The 26,887-nt window shown below is 70.6% G+C and carries 32 protein-coding genes; 24 read left to right on the top strand and 8 right to left on the bottom strand.

Features of this window, described 5'->3' with window-relative positions; translation table 11 throughout:
* Positions 1 to 101: 101 nt before the first annotated feature.
* From C475_RS01830 to nikR, 6 genes are all read right to left on the bottom strand, one after another.
* Positions 102 to 803, bottom strand: coding sequence for an ABC transporter ATP-binding protein (locus C475_RS01830; RefSeq protein ID WP_006882028.1), 702 nt, complete (start codon positions 801 to 803; stop codon positions 102 to 104).
* Positions 800 to 1,570 (bottom strand): ATP-binding cassette domain-containing protein, encoded by a 771-nt coding sequence (locus C475_RS01825; protein WP_049929922.1) that lies wholly within the window; start codon positions 1,568 to 1,570, stop codon positions 800 to 802. The genes C475_RS01830 and C475_RS01825 overlap by 4 nt, the downstream gene beginning before the upstream one ends.
* Positions 1,571 to 1,629: 59 nt before the next feature.
* Complete coding sequence (locus C475_RS01820; protein WP_006882026.1) at positions 1,630 to 2,778, bottom strand: ABC transporter permease subunit; 1,149 nt, start codon at positions 2,776 to 2,778, stop codon at positions 1,630 to 1,632.
* The gene (gene urtB / locus C475_RS01815; RefSeq protein ID WP_006882025.1) at positions 2,779 to 3,720 is read right to left on the bottom strand and encodes an urea ABC transporter, permease protein UrtB; all 942 of its coding nucleotides are present in this window, start codon (positions 3,718 to 3,720) and stop codon (positions 2,779 to 2,781) included.
* Between the two features lie 2 nt (positions 3,721 to 3,722).
* Positions 3,723 to 5,057, bottom strand: a complete 1,335-nt coding sequence (locus C475_RS01810) for an urea ABC transporter substrate-binding protein (RefSeq protein WP_006882024.1) — start codon at positions 5,055 to 5,057, stop codon at positions 3,723 to 3,725.
* A gap of 383 nt (positions 5,058 to 5,440) precedes the next feature.
* Positions 5,441 to 5,851 carry a nickel-responsive transcriptional regulator NikR gene (gene nikR / locus C475_RS01805; protein WP_006882023.1) on the bottom strand — a complete coding sequence of 137 codons (411 nt, stop codon included), beginning with the start codon at positions 5,849 to 5,851 and terminating at the stop codon, positions 5,441 to 5,443.
* Positions 5,852 to 5,954: 103 nt separating this feature from the next.
* Between nikR and C475_RS01800 the strand changes: the two genes are divergently transcribed.
* The 14 genes from C475_RS01800 to C475_RS01735 all read left to right on the top strand — a co-directional run bounded on the left by C475_RS01800 (position 5,955) and on the right by C475_RS01735 (position 17,921).
* The gene (locus C475_RS01800) at positions 5,955 to 6,593 is read left to right on the top strand and encodes an energy-coupling factor ABC transporter permease (RefSeq protein ID WP_006882022.1); all 639 of its coding nucleotides are present in this window, start codon (positions 5,955 to 5,957) and stop codon (positions 6,591 to 6,593) included.
* Complete coding sequence (locus C475_RS01795) at positions 6,593 to 6,898, top strand: PDGLE domain-containing protein (RefSeq protein WP_006882021.1); 306 nt, start codon at positions 6,593 to 6,595, stop codon at positions 6,896 to 6,898. Before C475_RS01800 ends, C475_RS01795 begins: the two co-directional genes overlap by 1 nt.
* A gap of 13 nt (positions 6,899 to 6,911) precedes the next feature.
* Positions 6,912 to 7,709 (top strand): cobalt ECF transporter T component CbiQ, encoded by a 798-nt coding sequence (gene cbiQ / locus C475_RS01790; protein WP_006882020.1) that lies wholly within the window; start codon positions 6,912 to 6,914, stop codon positions 7,707 to 7,709.
* Positions 7,706 to 8,527 (top strand): energy-coupling factor ABC transporter ATP-binding protein, encoded by an 822-nt coding sequence (locus C475_RS01785; protein ID WP_006882019.1) that lies wholly within the window; start codon positions 7,706 to 7,708, stop codon positions 8,525 to 8,527. The genes cbiQ and C475_RS01785 overlap by 4 nt, the downstream gene beginning before the upstream one ends.
* Before the next feature lie 157 nt (positions 8,528 to 8,684).
* Complete coding sequence (locus C475_RS01780; protein WP_006882018.1) at positions 8,685 to 9,131, top strand: urease subunit beta; 447 nt, start codon at positions 8,685 to 8,687, stop codon at positions 9,129 to 9,131.
* Positions 9,128 to 10,846, top strand: coding sequence for an urease subunit alpha (gene ureC, locus C475_RS01775; RefSeq protein ID WP_006882017.1), 1,719 nt, complete (start codon positions 9,128 to 9,130; stop codon positions 10,844 to 10,846). The genes C475_RS01780 and ureC (C475_RS01775) overlap by 4 nt, the downstream gene beginning before the upstream one ends.
* A 180-nt stretch (positions 10,847 to 11,026) precedes the next feature.
* Entirely contained in the window at positions 11,027 to 11,407 is a 381-nt protein-coding gene (gene ureB, locus C475_RS01770; protein WP_006882016.1) for an urease subunit beta, read from the top strand.
* Entirely contained in the window at positions 11,404 to 13,116 is a 1,713-nt protein-coding gene (gene ureC, locus C475_RS01765; protein ID WP_049929879.1) for an urease subunit alpha, read from the top strand. The genes ureB and ureC (C475_RS01765) overlap by 4 nt, the downstream gene beginning before the upstream one ends.
* A 3-nt stretch (positions 13,117 to 13,119) precedes the next feature.
* Complete coding sequence (locus C475_RS01760) at positions 13,120 to 13,506, top strand: urease subunit gamma (protein WP_006882014.1); 387 nt, start codon at positions 13,120 to 13,122, stop codon at positions 13,504 to 13,506.
* The gene (gene ureG / locus C475_RS01755; protein WP_006882013.1) at positions 13,503 to 14,126 is read left to right on the top strand and encodes an urease accessory protein UreG; all 624 of its coding nucleotides are present in this window, start codon (positions 13,503 to 13,505) and stop codon (positions 14,124 to 14,126) included. The genes C475_RS01760 and ureG overlap by 4 nt, the downstream gene beginning before the upstream one ends.
* Positions 14,127 to 15,173, top strand: coding sequence for an urease accessory protein UreD (locus C475_RS01750; protein WP_006882012.1), 1,047 nt, complete (start codon positions 14,127 to 14,129; stop codon positions 15,171 to 15,173).
* A complete protein-coding gene (locus tag C475_RS01745; protein WP_006882011.1) occupies positions 15,173 to 15,805 on the top strand; it encodes an urease accessory protein UreE in 633 nt (210 codons plus the stop codon). The genes C475_RS01750 and C475_RS01745 overlap by 1 nt, the downstream gene beginning before the upstream one ends.
* The gene (locus C475_RS01740; protein WP_006882010.1) at positions 15,802 to 16,491 is read left to right on the top strand and encodes an urease accessory protein UreF; all 690 of its coding nucleotides are present in this window, start codon (positions 15,802 to 15,804) and stop codon (positions 16,489 to 16,491) included. The genes C475_RS01745 and C475_RS01740 overlap by 4 nt, the downstream gene beginning before the upstream one ends.
* Positions 16,492 to 16,583: 92 nt before the next feature.
* A complete protein-coding gene (locus tag C475_RS01735) occupies positions 16,584 to 17,921 on the top strand; it encodes an FG-GAP repeat protein (protein ID WP_006882009.1) in 1,338 nt (445 codons plus the stop codon).
* Positions 17,922 to 17,938: 17 nt separating this feature from the next.
* Here the strand turns inward: C475_RS01735 and C475_RS01730 are convergent, their stop codons facing one another.
* Entirely contained in the window at positions 17,939 to 18,952 is a 1,014-nt protein-coding gene (locus tag C475_RS01730) for a DUF368 domain-containing protein (RefSeq protein ID WP_006882008.1), read from the bottom strand.
* Positions 18,953 to 19,587: 635 nt separating this feature from the next.
* Between C475_RS01730 and C475_RS01725 the strand changes: the two genes are divergently transcribed.
* From C475_RS01725 to thpR, 4 genes are all read left to right on the top strand, one after another.
* Complete coding sequence (locus tag C475_RS01725) at positions 19,588 to 20,274, top strand: DUF4129 domain-containing protein (RefSeq protein WP_006882007.1); 687 nt, start codon at positions 19,588 to 19,590, stop codon at positions 20,272 to 20,274.
* On the top strand, positions 20,271 to 21,956 hold the full coding sequence (locus tag C475_RS01720; RefSeq protein WP_006882006.1) for a DUF58 domain-containing protein: 1,686 nt from the start codon (positions 20,271 to 20,273) through the stop codon (positions 21,954 to 21,956). Before C475_RS01725 ends, C475_RS01720 begins: the two co-directional genes overlap by 4 nt.
* Positions 21,953 to 22,609: a DUF7519 family protein gene (locus C475_RS01715; RefSeq protein ID WP_152436303.1), complete on the top strand. Its 657-nt coding sequence runs from the start codon at positions 21,953 to 21,955 to the stop codon at positions 22,607 to 22,609. The genes C475_RS01720 and C475_RS01715 overlap by 4 nt, the downstream gene beginning before the upstream one ends.
* 176 nt (positions 22,610 to 22,785) lie before the next feature.
* Positions 22,786 to 23,343, top strand: coding sequence for an RNA 2',3'-cyclic phosphodiesterase (thpR, locus tag C475_RS01710; RefSeq protein WP_006882004.1), 558 nt, complete (start codon positions 22,786 to 22,788; stop codon positions 23,341 to 23,343).
* 37 nt (positions 23,344 to 23,380) lie between these two features.
* Here thpR and C475_RS01705 read toward each other — a convergent pair whose 3' ends face one another.
* Complete coding sequence (locus tag C475_RS01705; RefSeq protein ID WP_152436302.1) at positions 23,381 to 23,680, bottom strand: hypothetical protein; 300 nt, start codon at positions 23,678 to 23,680, stop codon at positions 23,381 to 23,383.
* 225 nt (positions 23,681 to 23,905) lie between these two features.
* Between C475_RS01705 and C475_RS01700 the strand changes: the two genes are divergently transcribed.
* The 6 genes from C475_RS01700 (at position 23,906) to pfdA (ending at position 26,887) form a co-directional block, all read left to right on the top strand.
* The gene (locus C475_RS01700) at positions 23,906 to 24,733 is read left to right on the top strand and encodes a ZIP family metal transporter (RefSeq protein ID WP_006882002.1); all 828 of its coding nucleotides are present in this window, start codon (positions 23,906 to 23,908) and stop codon (positions 24,731 to 24,733) included.
* A 114-nt stretch (positions 24,734 to 24,847) separates the two neighbouring features.
* A complete protein-coding gene (locus C475_RS01695) occupies positions 24,848 to 25,000 on the top strand; it encodes a 50S ribosomal protein L39e (protein WP_006882001.1) in 153 nt (50 codons plus the stop codon).
* A complete protein-coding gene (locus C475_RS01690; protein ID WP_006882000.1) occupies positions 24,997 to 25,275 on the top strand; it encodes a 50S ribosomal protein L31e in 279 nt (92 codons plus the stop codon). The genes C475_RS01695 and C475_RS01690 overlap by 4 nt, the downstream gene beginning before the upstream one ends.
* 2 nt (positions 25,276 to 25,277) lie before the next feature.
* The gene (locus C475_RS01685; RefSeq protein ID WP_006881999.1) at positions 25,278 to 25,943 is read left to right on the top strand and encodes a translation initiation factor IF-6; all 666 of its coding nucleotides are present in this window, start codon (positions 25,278 to 25,280) and stop codon (positions 25,941 to 25,943) included.
* Between the two features lie 312 nt (positions 25,944 to 26,255).
* On the top strand, positions 26,256 to 26,429 hold the full coding sequence (rpl18a, locus tag C475_RS01680) for a 50S ribosomal protein L18Ae (protein WP_006881998.1): 174 nt from the start codon (positions 26,256 to 26,258) through the stop codon (positions 26,427 to 26,429).
* Positions 26,426 to 26,887, top strand: a complete 462-nt coding sequence (gene pfdA / locus C475_RS01675) for a prefoldin subunit alpha (RefSeq protein WP_006881997.1) — start codon at positions 26,426 to 26,428, stop codon at positions 26,885 to 26,887. The genes rpl18a and pfdA overlap by 4 nt, the downstream gene beginning before the upstream one ends.

Below are 26,887 nucleotides of genomic sequence, written 5' to 3'. Positions count from 1 at the left end.
CCTTTTGCCCATTATCATTCGGTAGAGACTCCAGAAACGTGAAATCGGTTCTCATACACACACGGCAGAACGGCTCGGGTAAACGGGGAACCGGCGGCGAGTCAAACCGCGAGGTAGCTCGCGATCGTGTCCTCGTCGGAGAGTGCCTCCGCGCCGAGTTCGTCGACGATCTCGCCGCGCTCCATGGCGTAACAGCGGTCGGCCATCGAGCGGATAACGCCGAGGTTCTGCTCGACGAAGAGGATCGTCGTGCCGAGTTCCTCGTTGATGGCGCGCATGTCCTCGCTGATCTGGTCGACGATGGAGGGCTGGACGCCCTCGCTCGGCTCGTCGAGCAGGAGGAGGTCGGGGTCGGCCACCAGCGCCCGGCCGATGGCGAGCATCTGCTGTTGTCCGCCCGAGAGCGTCTCGCCGTCCTGGTCGGCACGCTCTTCGAGGACGGGGAACAGGTCGTAGACCTCCTCGTAGCGCGTCTCCGTGCTACCGGCGTTGACGTGTTCACCCATCTTCAGGTTCTGATCGACGGTGAGCCCGGGGAAGATGTCCCGGCCCTGCGGGATGTACCCCATCCCGGCGCGGGCGCGCTCGTCGGCCGACTGGTCGGTCACGTAGCTCCCGCGGTAGGTGATCGTCCCCGAGTCGGGTTCGAGCAGGCCGACGACGGTCTTCATGAGAGTGGTCTTGCCGACGCCGTTCTTGCCGACGACGCCGACGATCTCGCCTTCCTCGACTGACAGGTCCACGTCACGGAGGACCGGGGCGTCGTAGCCGACGGTCACGTCGGAGAGTTCGAGGAGGCTCACTGTTCGCCCCCCAGGTAGATGCGGCGGACCTCCGGATCGGACTCGATCTCCTCGATCGACCCCTCCCGGAACACGTCCCCGCGGTGCAACACCGTCACCGAGTCGGCGATCTCGCCGACGAAGTCCGTGTCGTGTTCGATGACGATGAAGGCGATGCCCTCCTCGCGGTTGAGTCGGCGGATCCGCTCGGCGATCTCCGTCCGCTCGTCCACCGAGAGGCCGGCGACTGGCTCGTCGAGCAGGAGTAGATCCGGGTCGAGCGAGGCGGCCATGCCGATCTCCAGCTGCTGTTGCTGGCCGTGCGAGAGCGCGCTGGCCGGCACGTCCTCGTAGCCGGCGAGGCCGGCGTCCTCGATGGCCTCGTCGACGCGGCGGCGGCGTTCCGCCCCGTCGGCGAACTGCTGGACCGGCAGGCGCGCGTTCTCCCGGACCGAGAGGTCACCGTACACCGACGGCACCTGGAACTTCATGCTGATGCCGTTGCGGACGCGCTCGTTCGGCTCCATGTCCGTGATCTCCTGCCCGTCGTAGTAGATGCGACCGGCGGAGGGTTCGAGCGTCCCGACGATCAGCTTCAACAGCGTCGACTTCCCCGCGCCGTTCGGACCGATGAGGCAGCGCAACTCGCCCTCGTCGACCGAGAAGTCGACGGAGTCGGTTGCGGTGAACCCGCCGAAGCGCTTGACGAGGCCGTCGGTCTGCAGCAGGGTGTCTGTTCGGTCGCCCGTGGCCTTGCCGGCGGGCGTCTCGCGGACGTTCGGGTCCATCGTGGTGTCGGCTTCGCCGCTCGCCGTCTCCGATGCCTCGCTACGCTCGGCGTCGCTGCTCACGACTCGCTCACCTCCGCGGGCGCGTCGGCGTCGTCCAGTTCCGAAACGGGCACGGAACTCTCCGAGAGCTTCCCGGCGATCCACGGGACGATCCCGCCGGGCAGCGCGAGGATGAAGACGAGCAGCAGGGCACCGAGGACGACCAGCGCCATCTCGCCCTCGACCGAGAGCCGGAAGTACTCGATACCGATCGTGGCGATCACGGCACCGAGGAGGCTCTTGCGGCCGCCGACGCTCACCCAGATGACGGGCAGCGTCGCGAACCACAGCGCGAACACTTGCGGGTCGATGTAGACGTTGCGCGCGGCGTAGAGTACGCCCGACAGCGCGGCGAGCGCACCGCCGACCGTGAACGTCAGCAGCTTCACTCGTTTCACGTCGTATCCGAACATCTGCGTGCGGTCTTGGTCCTCGCGGACCGCGACCATCACGCGGCCGAAGTCGGAGTTGACCAGCACGCGCAGCCCCAGGTACGCCGCGACGAGCGCGGCGAGCGCGAGGTAGTAGAACGGGTCGACCTCGACGGTCCCCAGCCCGGGGACGAACAGTTCGAGCGTGTTGAACACGAACTGGAAGGAGACGACGCCGGTGATCCCGAGTTCGAGCAGCGGGATGGCCGGCATGCCGTTGAACCCGCCGAGCGCGGCCTCGCCGATGGTCCACTCGGAGCCGGCGGTCTGTGCCATGAACGTCTGCAGGACCATCGTCGAGACGAGGGTGATGATGGTGACGTACACGTCGCGGACGCCGCCGTAGAACATGAAATAGCCCAACAAGGCGGCCGTGACGCCGCCGACGACGACGCCCGTGATGGCGGCCGCGGTGATCCCCGTCGGGTCGGGGAGGTTGATCGAGACGACGCCGAAGGTGTAGCCGCCGACGCCGAAGAAGACGACCTGCCCGAAGCTGAGCACGCCCGAGTAGCCCCAGACGAGCGACAGCGACAGGCCCAGCAGCGCGAGCACGAGGAACAGCGAGAACGACTCGCCGTTGCCCACGAGCGGATAGGCCACCAGCGCGAGGACGGCGACGGCGAACCCGAGCCAGAACCCGCGGGAGTTGCCCACGGTGTTGGGCCCTTCCAGGCGGCCGCGGATCCGCGCGACTGCGCCGCGGTCGGCGCCGGTCGCGGATTCGGTCGCCATCTACTCTCCCTCCTGGCGGCGGCTGCGGACGCGCTCGATGAACCCGGTGATCCCGCCGGGCAGGAACCGGAGCGCGAGCATCGCGGTCAGCAGCAGGGCGATCCGGCCGAACGTCGTCGAGTCGGTGAGGTTCGTCACCGTCGCGCTGACGGCGCCGAGCACGCCGCCCGACAGCGCCGTCCCGAGGACGACGCTGGGGCCGCCGACGACGACCGCGACGAACGCCTCGATGAGGAACTGACTGCCCAGCGTCGGCTGCATCGACAGCACCGGCGCGAACAGCGCGCCCGTCAGGCCGGCCAGGCCCGAGCCGATCCCGAACGTGAGCATGTAGGTCCGCTCGGTGTCGACGCCCAGCGCCTTGGCCGTCTGCTCGTCGGCCATCGTCGCGCGGACGCGCGTCCCGAACGTCGTGCGCGTGAACAGGTAGTACGCGGCCACGAGGACGAGGATGCTGATCCCCGCGAGCACGAGCCGGTAGGTCGAGTAGGAGAACTCGCCGTAGGCGACGTTACCGAACGGCGTCCCGACCGTATCGAGGTTGTTCCCGAATGCGATCCTGGCGCCCTGGACCATGATGAGACTCAGGCCGAACGTCGCGACCATCGAGTCGGCCAGCCGGTCGTACAGCGGTTCGATCAGGTCCCGGCCGACCGTCCGCTGGCCGACCCAGTTGGGGACGAACCCGGAGATGATCGTCCGCTCGACGACGATGCCGAACAGCGCGGTCACCAGCGCGCCGACGACCATCGCGACCGGCAGCGGGAGCCCCGCACGAGTGACCGCGAAGGTCGTCGCGTACGCGCCCACGAGAATGAACTCACCGTGGGCCAAGTTGATCACGCCCATGATCCCGAAGATGACGGCCAACCCCGCCGCCGCGAGCACGACGAACGCGAAGCTATCGAGGAACTGGAACGCGAGGTTCAGGCCGTTTACCATCCCTACTCGGCCTCCTCGAAGTAGTCGACCGGGGTGTACTGGGTCTGTTCCTCCGTCTCACGCAGGTCACAGCCGACCGTGTTCGAGAGGAACTGCTCGGGGATCTTGCGGTTCGTGACCTCCTCGATGTTGTGTTCCTCGTCGGCCCGCAGCACCCACATGTGGTGGTCGACGTGGTGGGTCGCGCCGTCGAGTTCGATCGTCTCGCCCTCGGGCGCTTCGGGCGCGCGTTCGGTGCCGAGGCTGATCCCGGACTCGAGCGCCTCGATCACCTCGGGCTGTTCGAGCGTCCCGGCCTGTTCGACGGCCTCCTTGTACATGTACGTCGAGAAGTAGTTGGTCTCGGCCTCCTCGTTGACGTAGTCCGCGTCGGGGTACATGTCGTAGTAGCGGTCGACGAAGCCGCCGTCGCCGGTGTTGCTCTCGGTCGGGACCTCTTCCATGTAGTTGACCCCGGCGTAGATGTTCTCCATGGCCGGCGGGTCGAGGCGGCGGTGCTCGTAGCCCTGAGCCATCGCCGTCGAGGTGCCGATGGGCACGTCCAGCCCCGCGGACGCTTTCTGCTCGTAGAAGGAGGTGTGGTTGGCGCCGACGAGCATCGACATCACGAAGTCCGGTTCGGCGTCCTGAATGTTGTTGATGACCGAGCCGAAACTGGACTCGGACAGGGGGATGAACTCCTCACCGACGACCTCGGCGTCGTTCTCGTCGGCGAGCACCTTCACCCAGTCGGCCGACAGCTGGCCGAAGTTGTAGTCGGCCGCGATAGTGTAGATCCGCGGGCCGAACTCCTCGACGAGGTACGGGAGCACGCTGCCCAGCTGCTGGCGGGCCGTCGGTCCGACGGCGAAGGTCGTCGAGTCACAGACGCCGCCCTCGTACTGGGTCGTGTAGAAGTACAGCTGCTCGTTCCGGTTGATGATCGGCCGGATCGCCTCGCGGGTCGCCGAGGAGTAGCCTGCCCAGAGGACGTCGACCTCCTCCTCACTGATGAACTCCCGCGTGAGCTCTTGGTAGCGCTGGTTGTCCGACTGGGGGTCTCGCGCGACCGGCTCGATCTGCTTGCCATCGATCCCGCCGTCGTTGTTGATCTCCTCGATCGCGAGCATCGACGCCTTGTATTTGGGGTCGCCGACCAGCGCGAAGTTCCCCGACTGGTCCTCCAGCACGCCGATCTTCACCGTGTCGGCGCTGCTCATCGTGTCCGTCGCCGCGCCGCCACCGTCGCCGTCGCCGTCGCCCCCGTCACCGCCCCCAGAACAGCCGGCGAGCCCGGAGACCAGCGCCGCACCACCCGCGGTCACGAACTGACGGCGGCTGAACCCGTCGCCGCTCATCGGCCGACCCCCGATACAAAAAAGTCACTAAATTCGGCCGAAATGAAATTGTTTCCACCACAGTACCCGTTCGACACCGCATGAACGTCCATCATTTGCGTACATACCTTCGATTTTGCAGACGGTAAATAAGGGTTTGCACTCGCATATTATAGATGTCCAATACCCCTGGCTTGAATATTAGGACATGATAGGACGGCTCGAAATTGGTGGACGTTCGAGCGAGCGTGGTTAGAAAACTACAGATACCTAATAATGTCGAGATCGAGCGATGTTCTGCGGGCTGGCGATCCAGCCGAGCCGCCAGTCCGGAACGTGACAATGAACGGACGATCAGATCGAACGGACGATATCCACGTGAGTGAGGTGGCCGGGGTGCGAGCCTACTCGTCGACGACGACGACCTTCACCTGCTGGACGCCGCCGAGTGCCCGGAGTCGGTTGGCGAGTTCGGTGATGTCGCCGGCCGAGCCCTCGACGACGAGCGTCTCCATGCAGGTGTCGTGGGAGAGGTGGATGTGCTGGACGGAGGTGATCGCCTCGGCCATCTCGTGTTGGATCGTCTGGAGGTCGTCGGCGATGCCGTCGACGTGGTGGTCGTGGACGATGACGATAGTGCCGTGGTGGTGACCGCCGCCGCCGGTCTCCCACTCGTAGTCCGCGAAGAAATCGCGCAGCGAGTCCCGGACCGCCTCGGACCGACTGTCGTACTCCCAGTCGTCGACGATGCCGTCCAGCCGCTCGACCATCGACGACGGCAGCGTCAGGCTGATGCGGTCGATGTCGTCGCTCATACCCCGGCTACGACGCTCCGCGTAATATGGCTGGCCACCTGCTCCCCTGCAGTAATACTGCGCGATAAGAAAGTATTATCCGGTCCGACGGTGACCGGGGAGTATGCACATCCCGGACGGATACGTCGATCTGTCCCTGGCCGCGCTGTTCGGCGCGCTCTCGCTGGTGGCCCTGAGCTACGCCGCCCGGCGCGTCGGCGGCGAGATCTCGGGCACCCGGGCGCCGCTCGTGGGCGTCGTCGCCGCGGGCGTGTTCGCCGCACAGATGTTGAACTGGCCGGTCCCCGGCGGGACGAGCGCGCACTTCGTCGGCGGCGCCTTCGCCGCAATCTTGCTCGGCCCCCATCTGGGTGCCCTCGCCGTCGCGACGGTCGTCGCGATCCAGGCCCTCGTGTTCGGCGACGGCGGGCTGGTCGTCCTCGGCGCGAACGTGTTCAACATGGCCGTCGTCGAAGTGTACGTCGGCTACGCCGTCTATCGCGCCGTCGCCCCCTACGGGGAGTTTCGCGCGGCCTTCGCCGCCGGCTGGCTCGGCATCACCGCCGGGGCGCTGACCGCCGGGCTCCAGCTCGGCCTCTCCTCGGCGTTCCAGTACGAACTCCTGACCACGCTGGCGATCATGGGCGTCGGCCACCTCGTCCTCGGGCTGGTCGAGGGCGCCATCACGGCCGTCGTCTACCGCTACCTGGCGCGGGCCCGCCCGGACCTGCGACCGACCGCCGCGCCCGAGGTGAGCGCCTGATGGCCCCCGACTGGTTCCCGAAAGCGGTCGCGGTCCTCGTCGTGCTCGCGCTGCTGGCGCCCGTCTTCGGCTGGGCGGCCGGCCAGGTCGGCTACGCCGAGCCCCTGGACAAGGCCGCCGAGGCGACCGGCGCGACCGACGACGCCGAGCCGGTCGAACTGGCGCCGCTCCCCGAGTACGGCGTCCCCGGACTGGGGTCCGCGCCCGGCACGCTCGTCTCGGCGCTCGTCGGGACCGGCCTGACTCTCCTCGTCGCGTTCGGGATCGGCCGCGCGCTCGGGAGCGACGCCGACGGGACGCGGTGACCGGGCGACCGAGATGGCCCGGACCGACCTGCTCGACCGCACGCTCGCCGGGCTCTCCGAGCGCGCCCGGTGGTTCCTCCTCGCCGAGGAGGCGCCCGACCGCTCGGGGTTCCTGCAGGCCGTCGCGCCGAGCGTCAAGCTCGTCGGCCTGGTCGCGCTCGTCGCGCTGACCGTCACACGGCGGGACCTCCAGGGAGTCGCCGTCCTGGCCGTGCTGGCCGGCGCGCTCGCGGTCGCCTCGCGCGTCCCCGCGCGGACCTTCCTGGGTCGGGTCGCCGGCCCGCCGGCGTTCGCGCTCGTCGCCGTCGCGCCCCAGACGCTGCTGATGGGCGGCCCCACCCTCACCGGGACGCCGCTCTCGGCGGCCGGCGTCGCGTACGTCGCGGTCTTCACCGCCCGCGTCGCCGTCTGCGTGGCCTTTCTCTCGCTGCTGCTGTTGACGACGCGCTTCTCGGACCTGCTGGGGGGGCTCGCCCGCCTGCGCGCGCCGGTCATCGCCGTCTCGCTGCTGGCGATCACCTACCGGTACCTCCTCCTCTTTTTCGCGGAACTCGAACGGATGGCCCGCGCCCGGCGGAGCCGGACGGTCGCCGAGCCGGACCTGCGCCGGACCTGGCGCGATTCGGGGAACTTCCTCGGGACCTTCCTCCTGCGGAGCGTCGAACGGGGCGAGCGCGTCGAACGCGCGGCCCGCGCTCGCGGCGGCGGTGGCGGCCCGCGACCCTCCACCGACAGCGCGCCGCTGGGTCGCGCGGACGCCGCCTTCGCGCTGGTCGTCCTCGCCGCCGTCGTCGGGGTGGGGTTGGCGTGACCGACGGCGACGATACGAGCGCGCCCGCCATCCAGGCGAGCGGGCTCCGCTACGCCTACCCGGACGGCACGCCCGCCGTCGACGGCGTCGACGTGAGTGTCGCCCGCGGCGAGCGGGTCGCCCTGCTCGGACCCAACGGCGCCGGTAAGTCGACGCTGCTCCAGCTGCTCGGCGGCCTCATCGAGCCCGACGAGGGGACGGTGCGGTACTTCGGCGAGACGGCCGACGCCGACGCCGTCCGGGACCGGCTGAGCGTCCTCACGCAGAACCCCGCCGACTACCTGTTCAACCCCACCGTCCGCGAGGACCTGGCCTACGGCCCCGCCCAGCAGGATCTGCCCGACGGCGAGGCCGACGCGCGCGTCGAGCGGGTCGCCGACCGGCTCGACCTGGACGAACTGCTGTCGAAACCGCCCTTCCGGCTCAGCGGCGGCCAGCAGCGACGGGCGGCGCTTGCGAGCGCGCTCACCGTCGAGCCGGACGCGCTCCTGCTGGACGAACCGGTGAGCGACGTGGACGCGGCCAACCGCGAGACCGTCCTCGCCCTGCTCGACGAACTGACCGACGCCGGCGTCACGCTCGTCGTCTCGACGCCCGACACGGAGCTGGTCCCCCGCGTCGCCGACCGCGTGGTCCTGCTGGACGGCGACGGCCGCGTCGCCGCGACCGGCCCCACTCGCGAGGTCCTGACCGACACCGCCCTGCTGACCGACTGCGACCTGCGGCCCCCGCAGGTCGTCCGGCTGTTCGACGGCCTGACCGACGACCCGCCGCTGACCGTCGAGGCGGCGCGGGACCGCCTCGGCGACGATACCTGATCGATCTTCCGATTTTGAGGCGACGATCCGGACGATCGAGGCACGATACGAGATCGGACGGTGCTATTTGCACCGAAGCGAACCGGCTTGGGATGGCTACCCGAATAATCGCGCAGATGATCGACTATCGACCGAAACTGTCGACGGACGTGGTGGTATGAGCGACGAGATCGTCCCAGGCGAGGTAGTACCCGCGGAGGGGACGGTGACGATAAACGAGGGGCGCGAGACGGCCGAGGTGACGGTCGGCAACGCGGGCGACCGGCCGGTGCAGGTGGGGTCGCACTTCCACTTCTTCGAGACCAACGCCGCTCTGGAGTTCGACCGCGAGGCCGCCTTCGGGATGCGGCTGAACATCCCCGCGGGCACGGCGGTGCGGTTCGAGCCCGGCGACGAGCAGACGGTCGACCTCGTCGCTATCGGCGGCAAGCGCGTCGCCCACGGGATGAACGGCCTCGTCGACGGCAGCGTCGACGGCGACGCCGCCGCGGCGGTCGAGCGTGCCGAACGGCAGGGCTTCGGCGGCATCCCCGACCAGGCCGGGAAGCTGGACAGCGAGGACGCTGATCGAGCGAGAGCCGAGAGCGCGGAGGACGAGGCATGACACGCGAGGTCGACCGCGAGGCCTACGCCGAACTGTACGGCCCGACGACGGGCGACCGCGTTCGTCTCGGCGACACCGAACTGCTCGTCGAAGTCGAGGAGGACCGCCGCACGCCGGGTGACGAGGCGGTCTTCGGCGGCGGGAAGACGCTACGGGACGGGCTCGGCCAGTCGCCGGGCACGACCCAGGCGGAGGGCGCGCTCGACTGGGTGCTGACGAACGCACTGGTGATGGACCCCGTCCTCGGGATCGTCGCCGCCGACATCGGTATCAGGAACGGCGAGATCGCCGGGATCGGCAAGGCCGGCAACCCGGACACGATGGACGGCGTCGACATGGTCGTCGGCCCCTCGACCGACGTGTACCCCGCCGAGGGGAAGATCGCCACGCCCGGCGGCCTGGACATCCACGTCCACTTCAACTCCGCCCAGCTCCCCGACCACGCGCTGGCGTCGGGAGTCACGACGATGCTCGGCGGCGGCTACGGCGGCGGCGCGACGACCTGCACGACCGGCCCCGAGAACGTCAAGCGCTTCCTCCAGGCCGCCGAGGCGTGGCCGGTCAACGTCGGCTTCTACGGCAAGGGCAACGCCTCCAAGCCCGGTCCCCTGCGCGAGCAGCTCGAAGCCGGCGCCTGCGGGCTGAAGATCCACGAGGACTGGGGCTCGATGCCCGCCGCCATCGACACCTGCCTCGACGTGGCCGAGGAGGAGGACGTGCAGGTGTGCATGCACACGGACACCCTGAACGAGGCGGGGTTCGTCGAGAACACGTTCGCTGCCGTCGACGGGCGGACGATGCACCTGTTCCACATCGAGGGCGCCGGTGGCGGCCACGCCCCCGACATCATGGAGATGGTCGGCCAGCCCAACATGCTGCCCTCCTCGACGAACCCCTCGATGCCCTACACGGTGAACACCTTCGACGAACACCTGGATATGGTGATGGTCTGCCATCACCTCAACCCCGACGTCCCGGAGGACGTGGCATTCGCGGAGTCACGCGTCCGGGCCGAGACCATCGGCGCCGAGGACGTGCTCCACGACGTGGGTGCCATCTCGATGATGACCTCCGACTCCCAGGCGATGGGCCGGCAGGCCGAAGTCGTCTCCCGCACCTGGCAGACCGCCTCGAAGATGAAGGGCCAGCGCGGCGCCCTGCCAGAGGACGAGGCGGCCGACACCTCCACAGAGGCCGACAACTTCCGCGCCAAGCGCTACCTCGCGAAGTACACGGTCAACCCCGCGATCTCGGCGGGCATCGACGACTACGTCGGCACGCTCGAACCCGGCAAGCTCGCCGACGTGGTGCTGTGGGATCCGGCCTTCTTCGGGGTCAAGCCCGCGATAACGTTCAAAGGCGGATTCCCCGTCTACTCGGAGATGGGCGAGGCCAACGGCTCGCTGATGACCTGCGAACCCGTCGTGCAGCGTCCCCGCGCCGGCGCGGTCGGCAAGGCCAAACACGGCCTCTCGCTGTCGTTCGTCAGCCCGGCCGCGGCCGAGGCCGGCGTCGGCGAGGCCTACGGGCTCGACTGCCCCGTCGTTCCGGTCTCCGGCGCTCGCACGCCCGGGAAGGCAGACATGCACTACAACGACTACTGCCCGGACGACATCGAGATCGACCCCGAAACCTTCGAGGTGAGAGTCGACGGCGAGGTCGTCTCGGCGGAACCGAGCGAGGAGGTCTCGCTCGCCCAACGGTACATGCTATGAGAGATCGAACGCACAGCGAGACGACAGAATTTGGTAGTATTTCCACCATCCGGAACCGGTTTAGGACGAACGTGTGGATGGGTACCAGATGACGAAGACAACGACTTCCCCGGCTCGCAGCCGCGACGGCCATCGCACGGCCGGCGACGGTACCGACCGGTCGCGTTCGGAGGGACGGCCGTGAGCGACGGACTCGTGCCCGGCGAGGTGACCGCCCGCGGCGACGGCGTCCGCATCAACGAGGGTCGCGAGACGGCCGAGGTGACGGTCGCCAACACCGGCGACCGGCCGGTGCAGGTCGGCTCGCACTTCCACTTCTTCGAGGTCAACCGCGCGCTGTCGTTCCCGCGCGCCGAGGCCTTCGGGATGCGTCTGGACGTGCCCGCCGGCACCGCGGTCCGGTTCGAGCCGGGCGACCGGAAGACGGTCGACCTCGTTGCCGTCGGCGGCGACCAACTCCTCACGGGGATGAACGCCCTGACAGACGGGCCCGTCGACGCCGAGACGAAGGCCGCGGCGCTCGACCGGGCGCGCGAGGCGGGCTTCGAGGGGGCCGAGTGATGCGGGACCTCGACCCCGACCAGTACGCCTCGCTGTACGGGCCGACCGAAGGCGACCGCGTCCGCCTCGGCGACACGGACCTGATCGCCGAGGTGACCGAAGACCGGATCACCCGCGGCGACGAGGCGGTGTTCGGCGGCGGGAAGACCCTGCGCGACGGGATGGGGCTCAAGCCCGGCTACACCGCCGAGGAGGGCGCGCTCGACTGGGTGCTGACGAACCTCGTCGTACTGGACCCGAAGCTGGGGGTGATCAAGGCCGACATCGGACTCAAGGACGGCCGCATCGCCGGCGTCGGCAACGCCGGCAACCCCGACACGATGGACGGCGTCGACGAGGAGCTGATCGTCAGCGCCAACACCGAGGTGATCTCCGCGGAGGGGATGATCGCGACGCCGGGCGCGCTCGACATCCACGTCCACTTCAACTCCGCCCAGCTGCCCGAACACGCCATCGCCTCGGGCGTGACGACGATGCTCGGCGGCGGCGTCGGCCCCTCGACGGTCGGCATCATCACCAGCGGGGTGCGCAACCTCGAGTTGATGATGAAAGCCGCCGAGGAGTGGCCGGTCAACGTCGGCTTCTACGGCAAGGGCTCCTCGAACGAGCCCGAGGTGATCCGCGAGCAGGTCGAGGGCGGCGCGGTCGCGCTGAAGATACACGAGGACTGGGGCGCGATGCCGGCGGTGATCGACACCTGTCTGGACGTGGCCGACGAGACCGGCGTCCAGGTCGCGATCCACACCGACACGCTCAACGAGTCGGGGTTCGCCGAGGACACCTTCGACGCCATCGACGGCCGGACGATCCACGCCTACCACGTCGAGGGCGCCGGCGGCGGCCACGCCCCCGACATCATCGAACTCGTCGGCAAGTCCCACATGCTACCCTCCTCGACGAACCCCTCGATGCCCTACACCGAGAACACCTTCGACGAACACCTCGATATGGTGATGGTCTGCCATCACCTCAACCCCGACGTACCGGAGGACGTGGCCTTCGCCGAGTCGCGGGTGCGCGCCGAGACCATCGGCGCCGAGGACCTGCTGCACGACATGGGCGCCATCTCGATGATGACCACCGACTCACAGGCGATGGGTCGGATGGGCGAGCTGATCGCCCGCACCTGGCAGACCGCCCACAAGATGAAACACGAGCGCGGGCCGCTGCCGTCGAATCTCGACGCGGACCACGACAACGACCGCATCCTGCGGTATCTCGCGAAGTACACGATCAACCCGGCGATCGCCGCCGGTATCGACGCCCACGTCGGCTCGCTCGAAGCCGGCAAACTCGCCGACGTGGTGCTGTGGGACCCCGCCTTCTTCGGGGTCAAGCCGTCGGTCGTCCTCAAGGGCGGCTTCCCGGCCTGGTCGGCGATGGGCGAGGCCAACGGCTCGCTGATGACCTGCCAGCCGGTCAAACAGCGGCCGCAGTTCGGCGCGAAGGGGCGAGCGGCCGACGCGACGAGCGTGCAGTTCGTCAGCCCCCAGGCCGCCGAGAACGGGCTGGCCGAGCGGTACGACCTCAACAAGGAGGTGGTGCCGATCGCGGACACGCGGGACCTGTCGGTCGACGACTTCGTGCGCAACACGTACTGTCCGTCCGTGGACGTGGACCCCGAGACGTTCGTCGTCGAGATCGACGGCGAGGAGGCACGGGGCGAACCCACGGACGAAGTGGCACTCGGACAGCGATACATCCTCTGAACGATGAACCTTACACCCAAAGAGCAGGAACGGCTGACGGTCTTCATGGCCGCAGAGCTCGCCCGGCGCCGCAAGGAGCGCGGCGTCGCGCTGAACCACCCCGAATCGGTCGCGTACATCTCCGACTGGTGTTTCGAGCGGGGCCGCGACGGCTGGTCCGTCGCGGAGATCCGCGCCGAGGCGACCCAGCTGCTCGACCCCGAGGACGTCATGGAGGGCGTCCCCGAGATGGTCGACATCATCCAGGTCGAACCCACCTTCCCCGACGGGACGAAGCTCGTCACCGTCCACGACCCGATCCGCTCGACCGCCGGGACGGAGTCCGACAGCGAACCCGAGAGCGCCGCCGACGGCGGCGACCCGGCCGACGCCGAGGAGGCCGACTCGTGAGCCTCACCCACCGCGACGTGGCGACGGTCGGCATCGGCGGCCCCGTCGGCTCCGGCAAGACCGCCCTGGTCACCGAACTCGTCCCGCGGCTGCGCGAGGCGGGCCTGGACGTGGGCGTCATCGCCAACGACGTACTCACACAGGAGGACGCCGACGCGCTGCGCGAACGATTCGCGGGGATCGTCCCCGAAGATCTGGTCGCCGGCGTCGAGACCGGCGCCTGCCCCCACACCGGTATCCGCGAGGACCCCTCGATGAACCTCGCCCAGATCGACGACTTCCTCGCCGACCACCCGGACCTCGACCTCGTCATCGTCGAGAGCGGCGGCGACAACCTCGCCGCGACGTTCAACCCCGAACTCGCGGACTACTCGCTGTACGTCATCAGCGTGGCGGAGGGCGAGGACATCCCGCGCAAGCGCGGGCCCGGCGTCGTCGACTGCGACCTGCTCGTGATCAACAAGACCGACCTGGCCCCCCACGTCGACGTGGACCTGGACGTGTTGGAGGCCGACGCCGCCGACGTTCGGGAGGGGCCGTTCGTCTTCACGAACTGCAAGGCCGGCGACGGGGTCGAGGACGTACAGGAGCACGTCAGCGAGGGCGTGCTGTTCGCGTAGATGGCCACAGACAGCCCGAACACCTCCGACGAAGCGCCCGAGCCGCCCGACGGACCGCCCGAACCACCGGGCCGGGACGACGTGATCGACGAGCCGCCCCACCCGTCGTTCGCCGACTACGCGACCGAATCGCTCCCCGCTGCGGCGGTCGGCTCGCCCGGGAAAGACGGCCGGCTCGAACTCCGCTTCGCCGCCGACGAGGCGGGGGAGACGAACCTCGTGCGGGATCTGGCCCGGGCGCCGTTCCACGTCAGCGGCACGCTCGGCCACGACCCGCTGCCCGAGGCCGAGACGGTGTACGTCCAGTCGCCGACCGGCGGCGTCGCCCAGGGCGACCGCCACCGGATCGACGTCGAGGTCGGGACGGGCGCCGTCGCCCACGTCTCCACCCAGAGCTCCCAGAAGGTGCTCTCGATGGAGCGCAACTACGCCGCCGCGGACGTGTCTCTCACCGTCGACCGGGACGGCCATCTCGACTACGTGCCCGAGCCGACCATCCTCCACGAGAACTCGCGCTTTTTCCAGGCGCTCGACCTCGACCTCGCGGCCGACGCGAGCGCGGTCGTCGGTGACGTGGTGGTTCCGGGACGGCTCGCCCGCGGGGAGCGCTTCGACTTCGAGCGGTACCTCTCGCGGCTGCGCGTCCGCCGCGACGGCACGTTGCTCGTCGACGACGCGACGCACCTCCGGCCCGCCCACGCCGACCCCACCGCCGCGGGTGTCATGGGCGAGTTCGCGGTGGTGGGGACGCTGTACGTCCTCGTCCCTGCGGACGAATCCGACGGTCTCGACGACCTGAGCGACCGACTGCACGGAGTCGCGACGGGTGCGGTCCCCGACCCCGAAACCGACGGCGACGCCGCGGCCGACGACGGCCACGCCGATACCGTCCGCGCGGGCGCGACGCGCCTGCCGAACGACGCTGGGTGCGTCGTGCGGGCGCTGGGCCACCGCGCGGAGACGGTGACGGCGTCGCTCCGGGCGGCGTGGGACGAGGCGAGAACCGACCTGCTGGGCGTCGGCGCGCCCGAATCACGGAGGCCCTGATGCTGGTCGCCGAGGAATTCGTCGGGCAACTGGACGACGAGGGGGTCGCCGAGCGCGTCGCGTCGGGCGACCCGCTCCGCATCGCGGTCGACGAGACCGAGCGGCGGCGCTCGCGGTTCCGCACGACGGCGGAAGACGGCACGGACCTGGGCGTCGTCGTCGCCCGCGAGTTGCGCGACGGCGACGTGCTCTCGACCGGCGACCGGCTCGTGATCGTGTCGCTCGAAGCCGTCGAGGCGATGGTGCTCGACTTCGACGGGGTGGCCGACCCCGACCGGACGGCGGTGACGACCGCGCTCGAACTCGGCCACGCCGTCGGCAACCGCCACTGGGACCTGGCCGTCGAGGACGGCCGCGCGTACCTCCCGCTGGCGGACACCCGCGAACGGATGGAGACCACGGTCGAACCCCACCTCCCCGACGGCGCGACGGTGGAATACGAGGCGGTCCCGCCGACGCTGTTCGACGAGGGGAGCGTCGACGACGGCCACTCCCACGGGCACGGGGGAGCCGGCAACGGCCACCGCGAGGACGGCCACTCGCACGGTCACGGCGACCACAGCCATGACCACGGCGTGCGGACGCTCGACCCGAAATCGGGGGACGACTCCGTCGGAGGTGGGGAGTCGTGAGCGACGAGGCGACCCTCGAATCGCTGCGGCTGGCCGACTCCTTCCTCCCGGTGGGGACCGACAGCGTCTCCTACGCGCTGGAGCAGTTCGTCGCGGACGACGGCGTGACCGACGCCGACGAACTGGGCGACCTCGTCGGGACGGTCCTCCGCCGGCAACACGGCCACGCCGACCTGGTGGCGCTGCGGGCGGCCCACGCCGCTGCCGGCGAGGGGGACCTGACGGGCGTCGAGCGCGCGGACCGGCGGCTCACCGCGGTGACGCTCGCGGCGGAGTTCCGCGAGAGCTCCGAGCGGACCGGCGACCGGCTGTTGACCCTCCAGCGGGACCTGCGCGACGACGACCTGCTGACGGAGTACGGCGAGGCGGTCGACGCGGGCGACGCGCCGGGCAACTACGCGGTCGTCCTCGGGACCGTCGCCGCCCTGGCGGGCGTCTCGGTGCGTGAGGCGTGCCTACTGGCCTGTCACGAGTTCGCGACCGCACAGCTCGGGGCGGCCCAGCGACTCATGCGCCTTGGGTCGACCGAGGTGCAGCGCGTCCTCGACGAGTTGCGACCTGCCATGGTCGACGCCGTCGAGGCGAGCGCCGAGCGCGATATCGACGACATGGCCCCGTTCGCGCCGCTGGTCGACGTGCGCTCGGCGGAACACGAGCGGGCCCAGCGGCGGCTGTTCCTGAGCTGAGCGGCGGACGGTCGCGGGCGGCCCCTCGACGACGGCCGGCCGTCGGGCGCCGCCCGGCGGGGTTAAGTGACCGCCCCCCGTTCGGTCCCTGCATGCATCGGTCCCGACGCGCCCTCCTCTCTTCGTTCGCCGCGGCGACCGCGGCGGGCCTCGCGGGCTGTCCCGGCCTGACCGACGCCGATTCGCCCGAACCCGGCGGTGTCACGCCGTCCGAGACCGCCGACGGCGGCTCGACCTTCCGACGGGTGACCAGCGACGCGACGCTGGCGGCGCCCGGCGACGCGGGCGGCGGCTTCGGGAAGGCGGTCGCGCTCTCGGACCGGCGGGGGTTCGTCGCCGCGCCGTCGGCCGCGGGCGCGACCGACCACAGCGGGACGGGAACGCTGTTCGACCGCGACAGCTGGTCCCGGGCCGCGACCGTCGAACCGCGGGCCGCGGGCGCGGCCGCCGCGCTCTCGGACGGGACGGCGCTCGTCGGTGCGCCGCACGCGACCGACGAGTCCGGTGTCGAGACCGGCGCGGCGTTCGTCTTCGAACGCGCGGACGACGGGTGGGAACGGACGGCGACGCTCACCGCGGCCGAGGGCGCCGACAGCGACGAGTTCGGCCGGGCGGTCGCCCTCGCGGGCGACACCGCCGTCGTGGGCGCGCCGGAGAACGGTCGCCGCGGCGAGGAGAGCGGGGCGGCGTACGTCTTCGAGCGCGCGGAGGGCGAGTGGCGGGAGACGGCGACGCTCGCCCACGGCGATCCGGCGCCGGGCGACCGGTTCGGCGACGCGGTGGCGACCGACGGGGACACCGTCGCCGTCGGCGGGGCGGACGACGACACCGGGCCTGGGACGCCCGCGACCGCGCCGGCGACGGACGCGCTGACCGAGATGGTCGGCTCGGTCACCGTCTTCGAGCGGGCCGACGGCGGCTGGGAGCGACGGGCGCGGCTGACGGCTACCGACGGCCGCGAGGACGACGGGCTGGGCTGGAGCGTCGCCGTCGACGACGGGACGGTGCTGGCGGGCGCGGTTTTCCGCGACAGCTACGACGAGATGTGGACCGGCGGCGCGTACGTCTTCGGGCGCGACGGCGACGGCTGGGAGCAGGCCGCGACGCTCACCGCCTCCGACGGCGACGACGGCGACGAGTTCGGCGCGAGCGTCGCGCTCGCCGGCGACCGGGCCGTCGTCGGCGCGCCCAGCGACGAGGACCCCTACGGTGAGCGGGCGGGGTCGGCCTACGCGTTCGCGCGCTCGGACGGCGAGTGGACGGAGACGGCCAAACTGGTCGCCGAGGACGGTACGGTCGGCGACAGTTTCGGGTTCTCGGTCGCGCTGACGGGAGCAACGGCACTGGTCGGCGCGCCGAACAGCGGGAGTCCGAACGACGACGACGACGGCGGGTCGGTCTCTGTCTTCGAACTGGACGCGGGTGAGTGAGTCGGCCGCGCGGCCGCTCAGACCGCGTCGAGGTCGATGTCCACGGCGTACCAGTCGAGGGCGAAGACGACGACGGCGCCGACGACGGCGGCGCCGGCGAACGCCTGAATCGTGGGCGTGTTCCAGACGACCGCGTACTCCTCGCCGTTGAGCGTCACGACGGGCGCCCGGAGCGCGCCGAGGACGAGCGCGACGAGGAAGGCGAAGGTCACCTCGCGGTTGGCGTCGAGCGCGCGGCGGATGACCCGCGAGACGGTGAACAGCCCGACCAGCCCGCCGCAGACGAACGTCACCACGACGACGCCGCGGTCGACCACCGGGGCGAGGCCGCCGCCCGTGACGACGCCGACGAGCGCGTCGACGAACGCCGAGAGCGTCGAGGACATCCGCTCGTACTGGCTGAGGATGACGAGCACGAGCGACCCGGAGATGCCAGGGAGGATCATCGCGCTGATGGCCAGGGCGCCCGCACCGAACACGACCGGGAGCCCGCCCGATTCGAGCACCTCGCCGTACCCCGAGACGACGAACGCGATGGCGAACCCGGCGACCGCCGCGACGACTTCCGGGAGCGTCCGGACGGAGACCGCGCGAAAGAGGATGACCGCCGAGGCGCCGATCAGGCCGAAAAAGAAGCCAAAGAGGAGGACCGGCGCCGCCTCGTTGGCGACGTCGACGATGCGGGTGACGAGGACGACCGCCGAGAGGATGCCTGCAAGCAGGGCGATCAGGAACCAGCCGTCGACCTCTTCGAGGACGGCGGCGGCGCGGTCGAGGGAGACGCCGCCGTCCAGCGGCGTGAGCGCGACGACGCCGTCGAGGAATCGACGGGGCGTGACCTCGTTGATCGCCGTAATGAGGCGCTCGTAGACGCCGGCGATGAGGGCGATGGTGCCGCCGGAGACGCCGGGCACCGCGTCGGCCGTGCCCATGAACAGACCGATCGCGACGGTCTTCGCCCACGCACGCGCGGGCGGAACCGACTCGCGGAGCGTCACCTCGTCGCGGGCGCTGTCCGGGGCTGTTGTCATTCGACTACACGTTCGCCTATCGACGGGAAGTTTCTTGTGGAACGGACGACCGCGGCCGAGTGTCGGCCGCGATCACGGGCGTGAAAATCCGGACGCGGTGTCCGGACGGCGTGGGTTCGGGTGGGTGTGGGTGGTTCGGGTGCGGATTCCGAACGGGGTGAACGTTCGGACCGCGGTGGAATGGTGTGTGCCGAGCGGTCGGCCCGACCGCTCGGCCGGGTATCGGTCCCGGAACGGTAGACCGCGGGCTCGCGAGCCTGACGGCTCCGTGTTCCGGTGCTCACCCGGCGACCGCGTTCGGGACCGTGACCGCTCCTGACGCCATTCCATTCGCTACATCGAACCAGGGTTATGTAAATCTTATTGGTAGAGAAAATAACTATACTCTCTATCAGGTCCCGTCGCTACTCGTCGACCCGGCCGGCCCGCGGGGCGCCGACCCGCCCCGGTTCGTCGCTCTGTCACCCAAAGAACAATATCGATCGAGCCGTTTCGTGTCGACAGATGGTAACTATCGGACACGCCACCGGACCGGGACGGGACCGGCCCTCGCCCGAACGCCGGCGCGTCGCCGCGGCGTCGGCGCGGTCGCGAGGGACCGGCGGGCGCTCGCGCCCGGTCGCTGGGGTGCGACGATGATCGGGCGGTCGGTCGGGACGGCGCTCCTGATCGCGGCGGCAGTCGTCGGGCTGGGTGCGGTCGCCGCCGTCGACCCGGGAAATCCGGCGGAGGGCGTCGACCGGGAGCGAAACGAGTCTATCGTCGAGCGCCAACCGTTCACCGGGGGCGGGAGCGCCGGCGGATTCTACATCGACCTCCCCGTCTCGATCCCCGGGAGTGACTCGATCCCGTTCCCCGGGCCGGCGCTGGTACTCACCGCACTCGCCGCCGCAGCGGCAGCCCTCTGGTATCAGTCCGACACGGACGTGTCGCTGGAGGCCCTGGGTGACGACGACGAAGCCGAGCGCGTCGGGGGCGGTGACGTGGACCTCTCGGCGGTGGGCCGGACGGCCGGCGCCGCCGCCGACCGGATCGACGCCGACGCCGACGTGGACAACGAGGTGTACCGCGCCTGGGACGAGATGCGCGCCCACGTCGACGCGCCCGACGCCGAGACTAAAGCGCCGGCGGAGTTCGCCGACGCCGCCGCCGCCGCCGGGATGGACCCCGACGACGTGGCCGAGCTCACCGAACTGTTCGTGGAGGTGCGCTACGGCGGGCGCGACCCCGCCGACCGCGCCGACCGTGCCATCGCTGCGCTGCGTCGCATCGAGACGGCGTACGCCGACGACGGACCCGGACCGGAGGGAGACGAGCGATGAAGCGTCGGGGCTGGGTCGGCGTCGTCGTCGTCGTCGCCGGCCTGGGACTGGCCGCGTGGGGCGGCGGCCCCGGAACCTCCCGGGCAACGGCCGCGGTCGCGGCGCTCGCGGCGGTCGTCGTCGTCGTCGTCGGGCTGGCCGGCGCGGCGGGTCGGCGCTTCGTCGACCCCGACCGCTGGCACCCGCGGGACCCCGAAGGGAGCTATCTGGTCCCCGTCCCCGGCGACGAGGACCCCGCGTTCGTCGGGGCTCGGGACCGAAGCCGGGCCAACGGGGACCGCGACGGGAACGAGGGCGACCGCGGAGACGGCACGAGCGGAGGGGATCACGGAGGAAACAGCGATGGGCCGTCGGTCCTCGCCCACGCGACGGGGCACTGGACGGGCGTGGTCGCGGTCGCGCTCGTGCTGGGCGGGCTCGGCGTCGTCTCGCGGGCACCGGGACTGGTGCTCTCGGGGGTGGTCGGCGCCGCAGTCGCGGGGTACGCGGGGACGGTCGAGCCGTCGCTCCGCGACGCCGAGACGGGCGACCCCGCCGTGAGCGTCCGCCGACGGCTCGCCGACGAGTCGCCCGAGCCCGGCGACCCGGTGACCGTCGGCGTCGAACTGCGAAACGAGAGCGACGAGTACCTGACGGACGTGCGCGTCGTCGACGGCGTCCCGGACGAGGTGGCCATCGTCGACGGCTCGGCCCGCCACGGCGCGCCCCTGTCTCCCGGGGCCCGGACGACGTTCACCTACACCGTCCGGGCGACGCGGGGCGAACACGACTGGACGCCCGCCGAGGTGACGGTCGCGGACCCCAGCGGCGCCGTCGAGTACGAGACGACCGTCGCCGCGCCGACGACGCTGCGCTGCACGCTCCCGGTGCTGGACGGCGAGCGGATACCGGTCGGCGGGACGACCGCCGGCTTCGCCGGCCGCGTCGAGACCGACGAGGGCGGCCCCGGCATCGAGTTCCACGCCACCCGCGAGTACCGCCGCTCGGACCCCCTCTCGCGGATAGACTGGGGCCAGCTGGCCAAGACGGGTGAGCTGGCGACGGTCGAGTTCCGCGAGGAGCGGTCGGCGGTCGTCCAACTCGTCGTCGACACCCGGCGGGCCGCCTACCGCGCGTCGGCGCCCGACGGCTACCACGCGGTCGAACGCGGCGTCGACGCCGCCCATCGCGTGTTCGACGCGCTCCTCGACGCCGGCGACCGCGTCGGCTTCGAGACGTTCGGCCGCGAGCGGGAGGGCTGTCGGCTCGCCCCCGGCGCCGGCGGCGACCACCGCGCCCTCGGCCGCGAGCTGCTGAACGTCCATCCCGCGCTGTCGCCAGTCCCCCCCGCTCGGAAGCTCCACGAGCGCTACCCGGTCGACCGGCGCGCGACCCTCCGGCTGGAGCGGATCCGCCGGATCCACCGCCGGCTCGACCCCGACGCGCAGGTCATGTTCGTCTCCCCCTGTTGCGACGACTACCCGCGACAGGTCGCCCGCCGGCTCGCCGCCTACGGCCGCGACGTGACCGTCGTGAGCCCCGACCCGACCGTCCGGGACACCGACCCCCACGAGCGGGCGGCCGACGAGCGCGACGAGCGGCTGTCGGCACTCCGATCGGCGGGCGTCCGCGTCGTCGACTGGGAGGGCGGCGAGCGCTTCGACGCCGCGCTCGCGCGGGCCCGACGGCGGTGGTCGGCGTGAGCGACGCCACCGGCCGGCCGCCAGCCACCGACGGGCCCGTCGCCGCCCCCGGAGGCGATTCGGGGGCGGACCCGGAGTCCGACCGGACGGACGACGACCGAGCGAGGCGTCACCGCTCGAGCGCGCCGACCGACGAGCGAGTCGGCGGGGCGGCGAGTTCGGGGACCGGGTCGGTCGACCGCTCGCCCGCGCGGACGAGCGCTCGGCTGGCGGTCGCGCTGGCGGTGGTCGCCGCGCTGTGGCTCCCGACGACCGGCGGGCGCGCGCTCGGGCTCCTCGGGGCGGTACTCGTCGCGGCCGGCGCCCTGCGGGGCCGTCGCCGCAGAGTCACCGCCGGCGCCGTCGCGCTCGTCGCCGGCGTCGCCGCGGCGGGGCTGGCCGGCGCGCCGACGCTCCCGCTGGTCGGCGCGACGCTCTGCTCCCTGCTCGCGTGGGACGCCGGCCGCTACGGGATCACCGTCGGCGAACAGCTCGGCCGCGGAGCGTCGACCACACGCCTCGAACTCGCGCACGTGGCCGCGACCGCGGCCGTCGGGACCGCCGCGGCACTGCTCGGAACCGCCTCGTTCCTCGCCGTCGACGCCACCACCGACGGCGTCGCCGTCGTCGTTCTCCTGGTCGGCGTCGCCCTCGTTCTCTCGGCGCTCCGGTGACCGTCTTCCGAGTGAGTGGCGGGAGTTCCCTGTGCGCTCGCCAACTGTCGTCTCGACCGCACTCGACAACGTGCGTCGACCGCACCGCTCACCGCGACTGAAACAACGTTCGCCCACACGAGCGTCGGTCGCCGCGCCACCGAACGCTGAAGACGCGCGCGGGTCGAGGGGCGAACATGGGCAAGCGACTGTTCGTCAGCGTCGACCTCGACGGGCTCGCCGACGAGGTGGCGGCCGTCCAGGAACGGTTCTCGAGCGCGTCGGGCCTGAACGTCACCGACCCCGAGGGGGCCCACGTCACGCTGAAGTTCCTCGGCGACACCGACACCGAGCGGGTCGACGCGCTCGTCGACGAACTCGCGGCGGCGGTCGCCGACGCCGGCGTGGCGCCGTTCGAGTGCGAGTTCGGCGGGTTGGGCGTCTTCCCGAGTCTCGACTATATCAGCGTGGTCTGGGTCGGAACGCGTTCGGGAGGCGAGGAGCTGACGCGCCTGCACGAGGCCGTCGAGGAGCGGACGACGGCGATGGGGTTCGACGCCGAGGACCACGACTTCACCCCCCACGTCACTGTCGCGCGGATGGACCACGCCGGCGGGAAGGAACTGGTGCAGGAGGCGGTCCGCGAGGGCGACCCCGACGTGGGGCGACTCGCGGTCGAAGAGATACGGTTGAAAGAGAGCGTGCTGGGGCCCGACGGGCCGACGTACGACACCGTCGAGCGGTTCCCGCTGTAGCGAGACGGAGTGGCGCCGACCGGGAGCCCGGACGCACTCAGAGCGCGGGGAGGCCGCCGGTGAGGACGCGCGCGGCGACGTACCCCTCGCCGTCGGCGGCCGGCGATAGCTCCATCCGGACCGTCGAACCGGGCGCCGTCCCGTCGAGTCGACCCGCGACGAGGCCGTCCAGACAGCCGACGACCGTCCGTTCGTCCCCCTCGGGCGTCTCGACGGTCATCCGGCCGGTCGCGCCCATCGGGTCGAGGACCCTGTGGGGCCGGGCCCCCGGCTCCCCCGCGTTCCCCGCTTCCGCGTCCGCGTCCACATCGGCCGTGCGCATCTCAGTGGTTGACATACACCTTTGTTCAGCGAACCAGTATTTATATCTCACCGCATAGGAGTTCGAACGTTTGCAGTGTGTATAAGGTGCATTAACCACGGCGTCACACACCGCGCTCGACCCCGCCGGGCGAGGGGGGTCCGGTCGGCGGCTCACGGAGGCCGTCCGCTTTAGGTCTCCCAAAAACAATCAGATTAGTGATAACTGTTAAGGACGCGCCCGGCGTAGGTTCGAGTACGGATGGTCGACCTCGGGAATCTCGGGCTGGTGTTCCTCGCGGGGTTGTTGACCGCGCTGGCGACGGGGCTGGGCGCGCTCCCGTTCTTCCTGGTCGAGGATATCTCCGACCGGTGGAACGTGGTGCTGTGGGGGTTGGCTTCGGGCATCATGGTGGCGGCGTCGCTGTTCGGGCTGATCCGGGAGGGACTGGCGGTCGTCGACGGCGGGTTCGTCGACGCAGCGCTCGCCATCGGTCCGGGCGTGCTGGTCGGCGTCCTGCTCGTGGTCGTCGCCCACGAACTGCTCGAGGGCGCGGAGTTTCACCCGAAGGAGTACGAGGAGGCCGACTTCAGGAAACTCGTCCTCATCCTCGGTATCCTGACCGTCCACAGCTTCCCGGAGGGTGTCGCGGTGGGCGTCTCCTTCGCCGAACTGGGGATCGACGACCCGAGCCTGGCGACGGTCACCGTCGGGAGCCTGACGCTGCCGGTCCTTGCGGTGTTCATGACCGTCGCCATCTCGATCCACAACGTCCCGGAGGGCGTGGCGATATCCATCCCGCTGCGGTCGATGGGCGTCAGCGAGTGGCGGATGGCGTGGTGGGCTGTCTTCTCCAGCCTGCCCCAGCCGCTGGGGGCCGTGATCGCCTACTACTTCGTGACGCTGGCCGAGCAGTTCCTCCCCTTCGGCTTCGGGTTCGCCGCGGGCGCGATGGTGTACCTCGTCGCGACGGAGTTCGTCCCCGAAGCGCTGGAGCGCGGTTCGGACCTGCCCGGCGGGGGCCGCCGGGAACTCCTCGGCGGGATCGCCGCGGGCGTGCTCGTGATGGTCCCGCTCGCGTTCGCCTGATTCGCCCGCTCCTCGGCCGGCCGAACGGGCGGGGACGGCGTCGTGGTCGGGCGGTGAGCGGTCCCGGGCAAAAGGAACAGGAATTTAAGCGCCGGGGCGGAAGGGGGTGACACTATGGGTAAGAAGTCGAAATCCAAGAAGAAGCGCCTGGGGAAACTCGAGCGCCAGAACACGCGCGTTCCGCCGTGGGTCATGCTCAAGACGGACCGCAACGTCGAACGCAACCCGAAGCGGCGCCACTGGCGCCGTAGCGACACGGACGAATGAGCGCCGGAGACTTCGAGGAGCGGGTCGTGACCGTCCCGCTCCGCGACGTGAAGGCCGCGCCCAACGAGGAGCAGGCCGACAAGGCCATGTCCATCGTCCGCGAGCACCTCGCCAAGCACTTCGCCGTCGACGGCGACGCCATCCGTCTGGACCCCTCGGTCAACGAGGCCGTGTGGGCCAACGGTCGCTCGAACCCGCCGCGCAAGCTGCGCGTTCGAGCCGCTCGCTTCGAGGAAGACGGCGAGAGCGTCGTCGAAGCCGAGACCGCAGAGTAGACTTGCTCCGCGCGGCCTTCTCCGGTTCGGCGTATGTCGGTGTCTTCGCACGCGCGACCGACGACTGTCTGCTCGTTCGCCCGGACGTGGACGAGGACCTCCGCGAGGACCTGGCCGACGAACTCGCGGTCCCGGCGGTCCCGACGACCGTCGGCGGCTCGGGCACCGTCGGCGCGCTGGCGACCGGCAACGGCAACGGGCTGCTCGTCAGTAGCCGCGTCCGCGACCGCGAGCGCGAGGCGATCGCCGAGGCGACCGGGCTCCCCGTCAGCGAACTCCCCGGCCGGATCAACGCCGCCGGCAACGTCGTCCTCGCAAACGACAGCGGCGCCTACGTCCACCCCGACCTCTCCGAGTCGGCTGCCGACGCCGTCGCGGACGCCCTCGGGGTCCCCGTCAAACAGGGCGTCCTCGCCGGGTCGCGCACCGTCGGAACCGCGGCGGTCGCGACCAACGACGGCGTGCTCTGTCACCCCGACGCGACCGACGCCGAACTCGACTTCCTCGAGGAGCTGCTGGACGTGCCCGCCGACATCGGCACCGTCAACTACGGCGCTCCGCTGGTCGGGTCCGGTCTGGTCGCCAACGACCACGGCTACGTCGTCGGCCAGGACACCACCGGCCCGGAACTGGGCCGCATCGAGTCGGCGCTGGGCTACATCGACTAGCCCGCGGGTCGACGGTCGCAGCCGGCCAGACGCTCTCCTCTCTGACCTGTGCAGCCTCGGCGCCCGGCACGTTCGGCACCGGCTTGACCGCCTCGAACCGCACCCCACGACCGACGGTTTCGGCCTCGCACGCGGTCGCCGCCGATCGATAACCGCGCCACGTCTCTCTGTCCGGAGGGCGTCAGGTGCGCTCACCGACTCGTCTCGCGCGGTCGCGGTGAGCGCCGGCGGAGGCGGCGTCCGACGGGCGCGGTGACGGCGGCGAGAATTCGTTGCGGAAGGTACTTCCCGCTCGCTCTCCCAGCGGGACACATGAGTGAGTTCACAGTCACCGGGCAGTGGAATGCCCGCGACGGCTGGCAGTCCTTCGAGAAGGATATCGAGGCGGTAAACGAGAACGTCGCGCGCGAGCACGTCCTCGCCGAGTTCGGCTCGAAGCACGGACTCAAGCGCACGCAGGTCGAGATCGAGGGGGTCGACGCATGAGCCTCGGTGGTGGCGGCGGCGGTCAGCAGCAGATGCAGCAGATCGCACAGGAGATCGAGCAGATCGAGGAGCAGATCGAGGCCCTTGAGGATGAGATCAGCGGGCTCCAGAACGAACAGCAGGAGATGAACGAGGCCATGGAGGCCATCGAGGCCATCGAGTCCGGCGACACCGTGCAGGTGCCGCTGGGCGGCGACGCGTTCCTCCGCGCCGAGATCCAGGACATCGACGAGGTCATCGTCGAGTTCGGCGCCGGCTACGCCGCCGAGCAGGACCAGGACGACGCGGTCGACATCCTCGAGAACAAGCAGGACACGCTCGACGAGCGCATCGAGGAGGTCCGCTCGGACATCGCCGAGCTGGAGACCGAGAGCGAGGAGCTCGAACAGCAGGCCCAGCAGATGCAGCAACAGCAGATGCAGCAGATGCAGCAGATGCAGCAGCAGGACGACGAGTAA

Origin of the sequence: Halosimplex carlsbadense 2-9-1 (genome assembly GCF_000337455.1) — an archaeon.
Lineage (GTDB): Archaea > Halobacteriota > Halobacteria > Halobacteriales > Haloarculaceae > Halosimplex > Halosimplex carlsbadense.
Note: the sequence above shows the minus strand (reverse complement) of the source record. Positions and strands in the feature narration are given on the sequence as shown.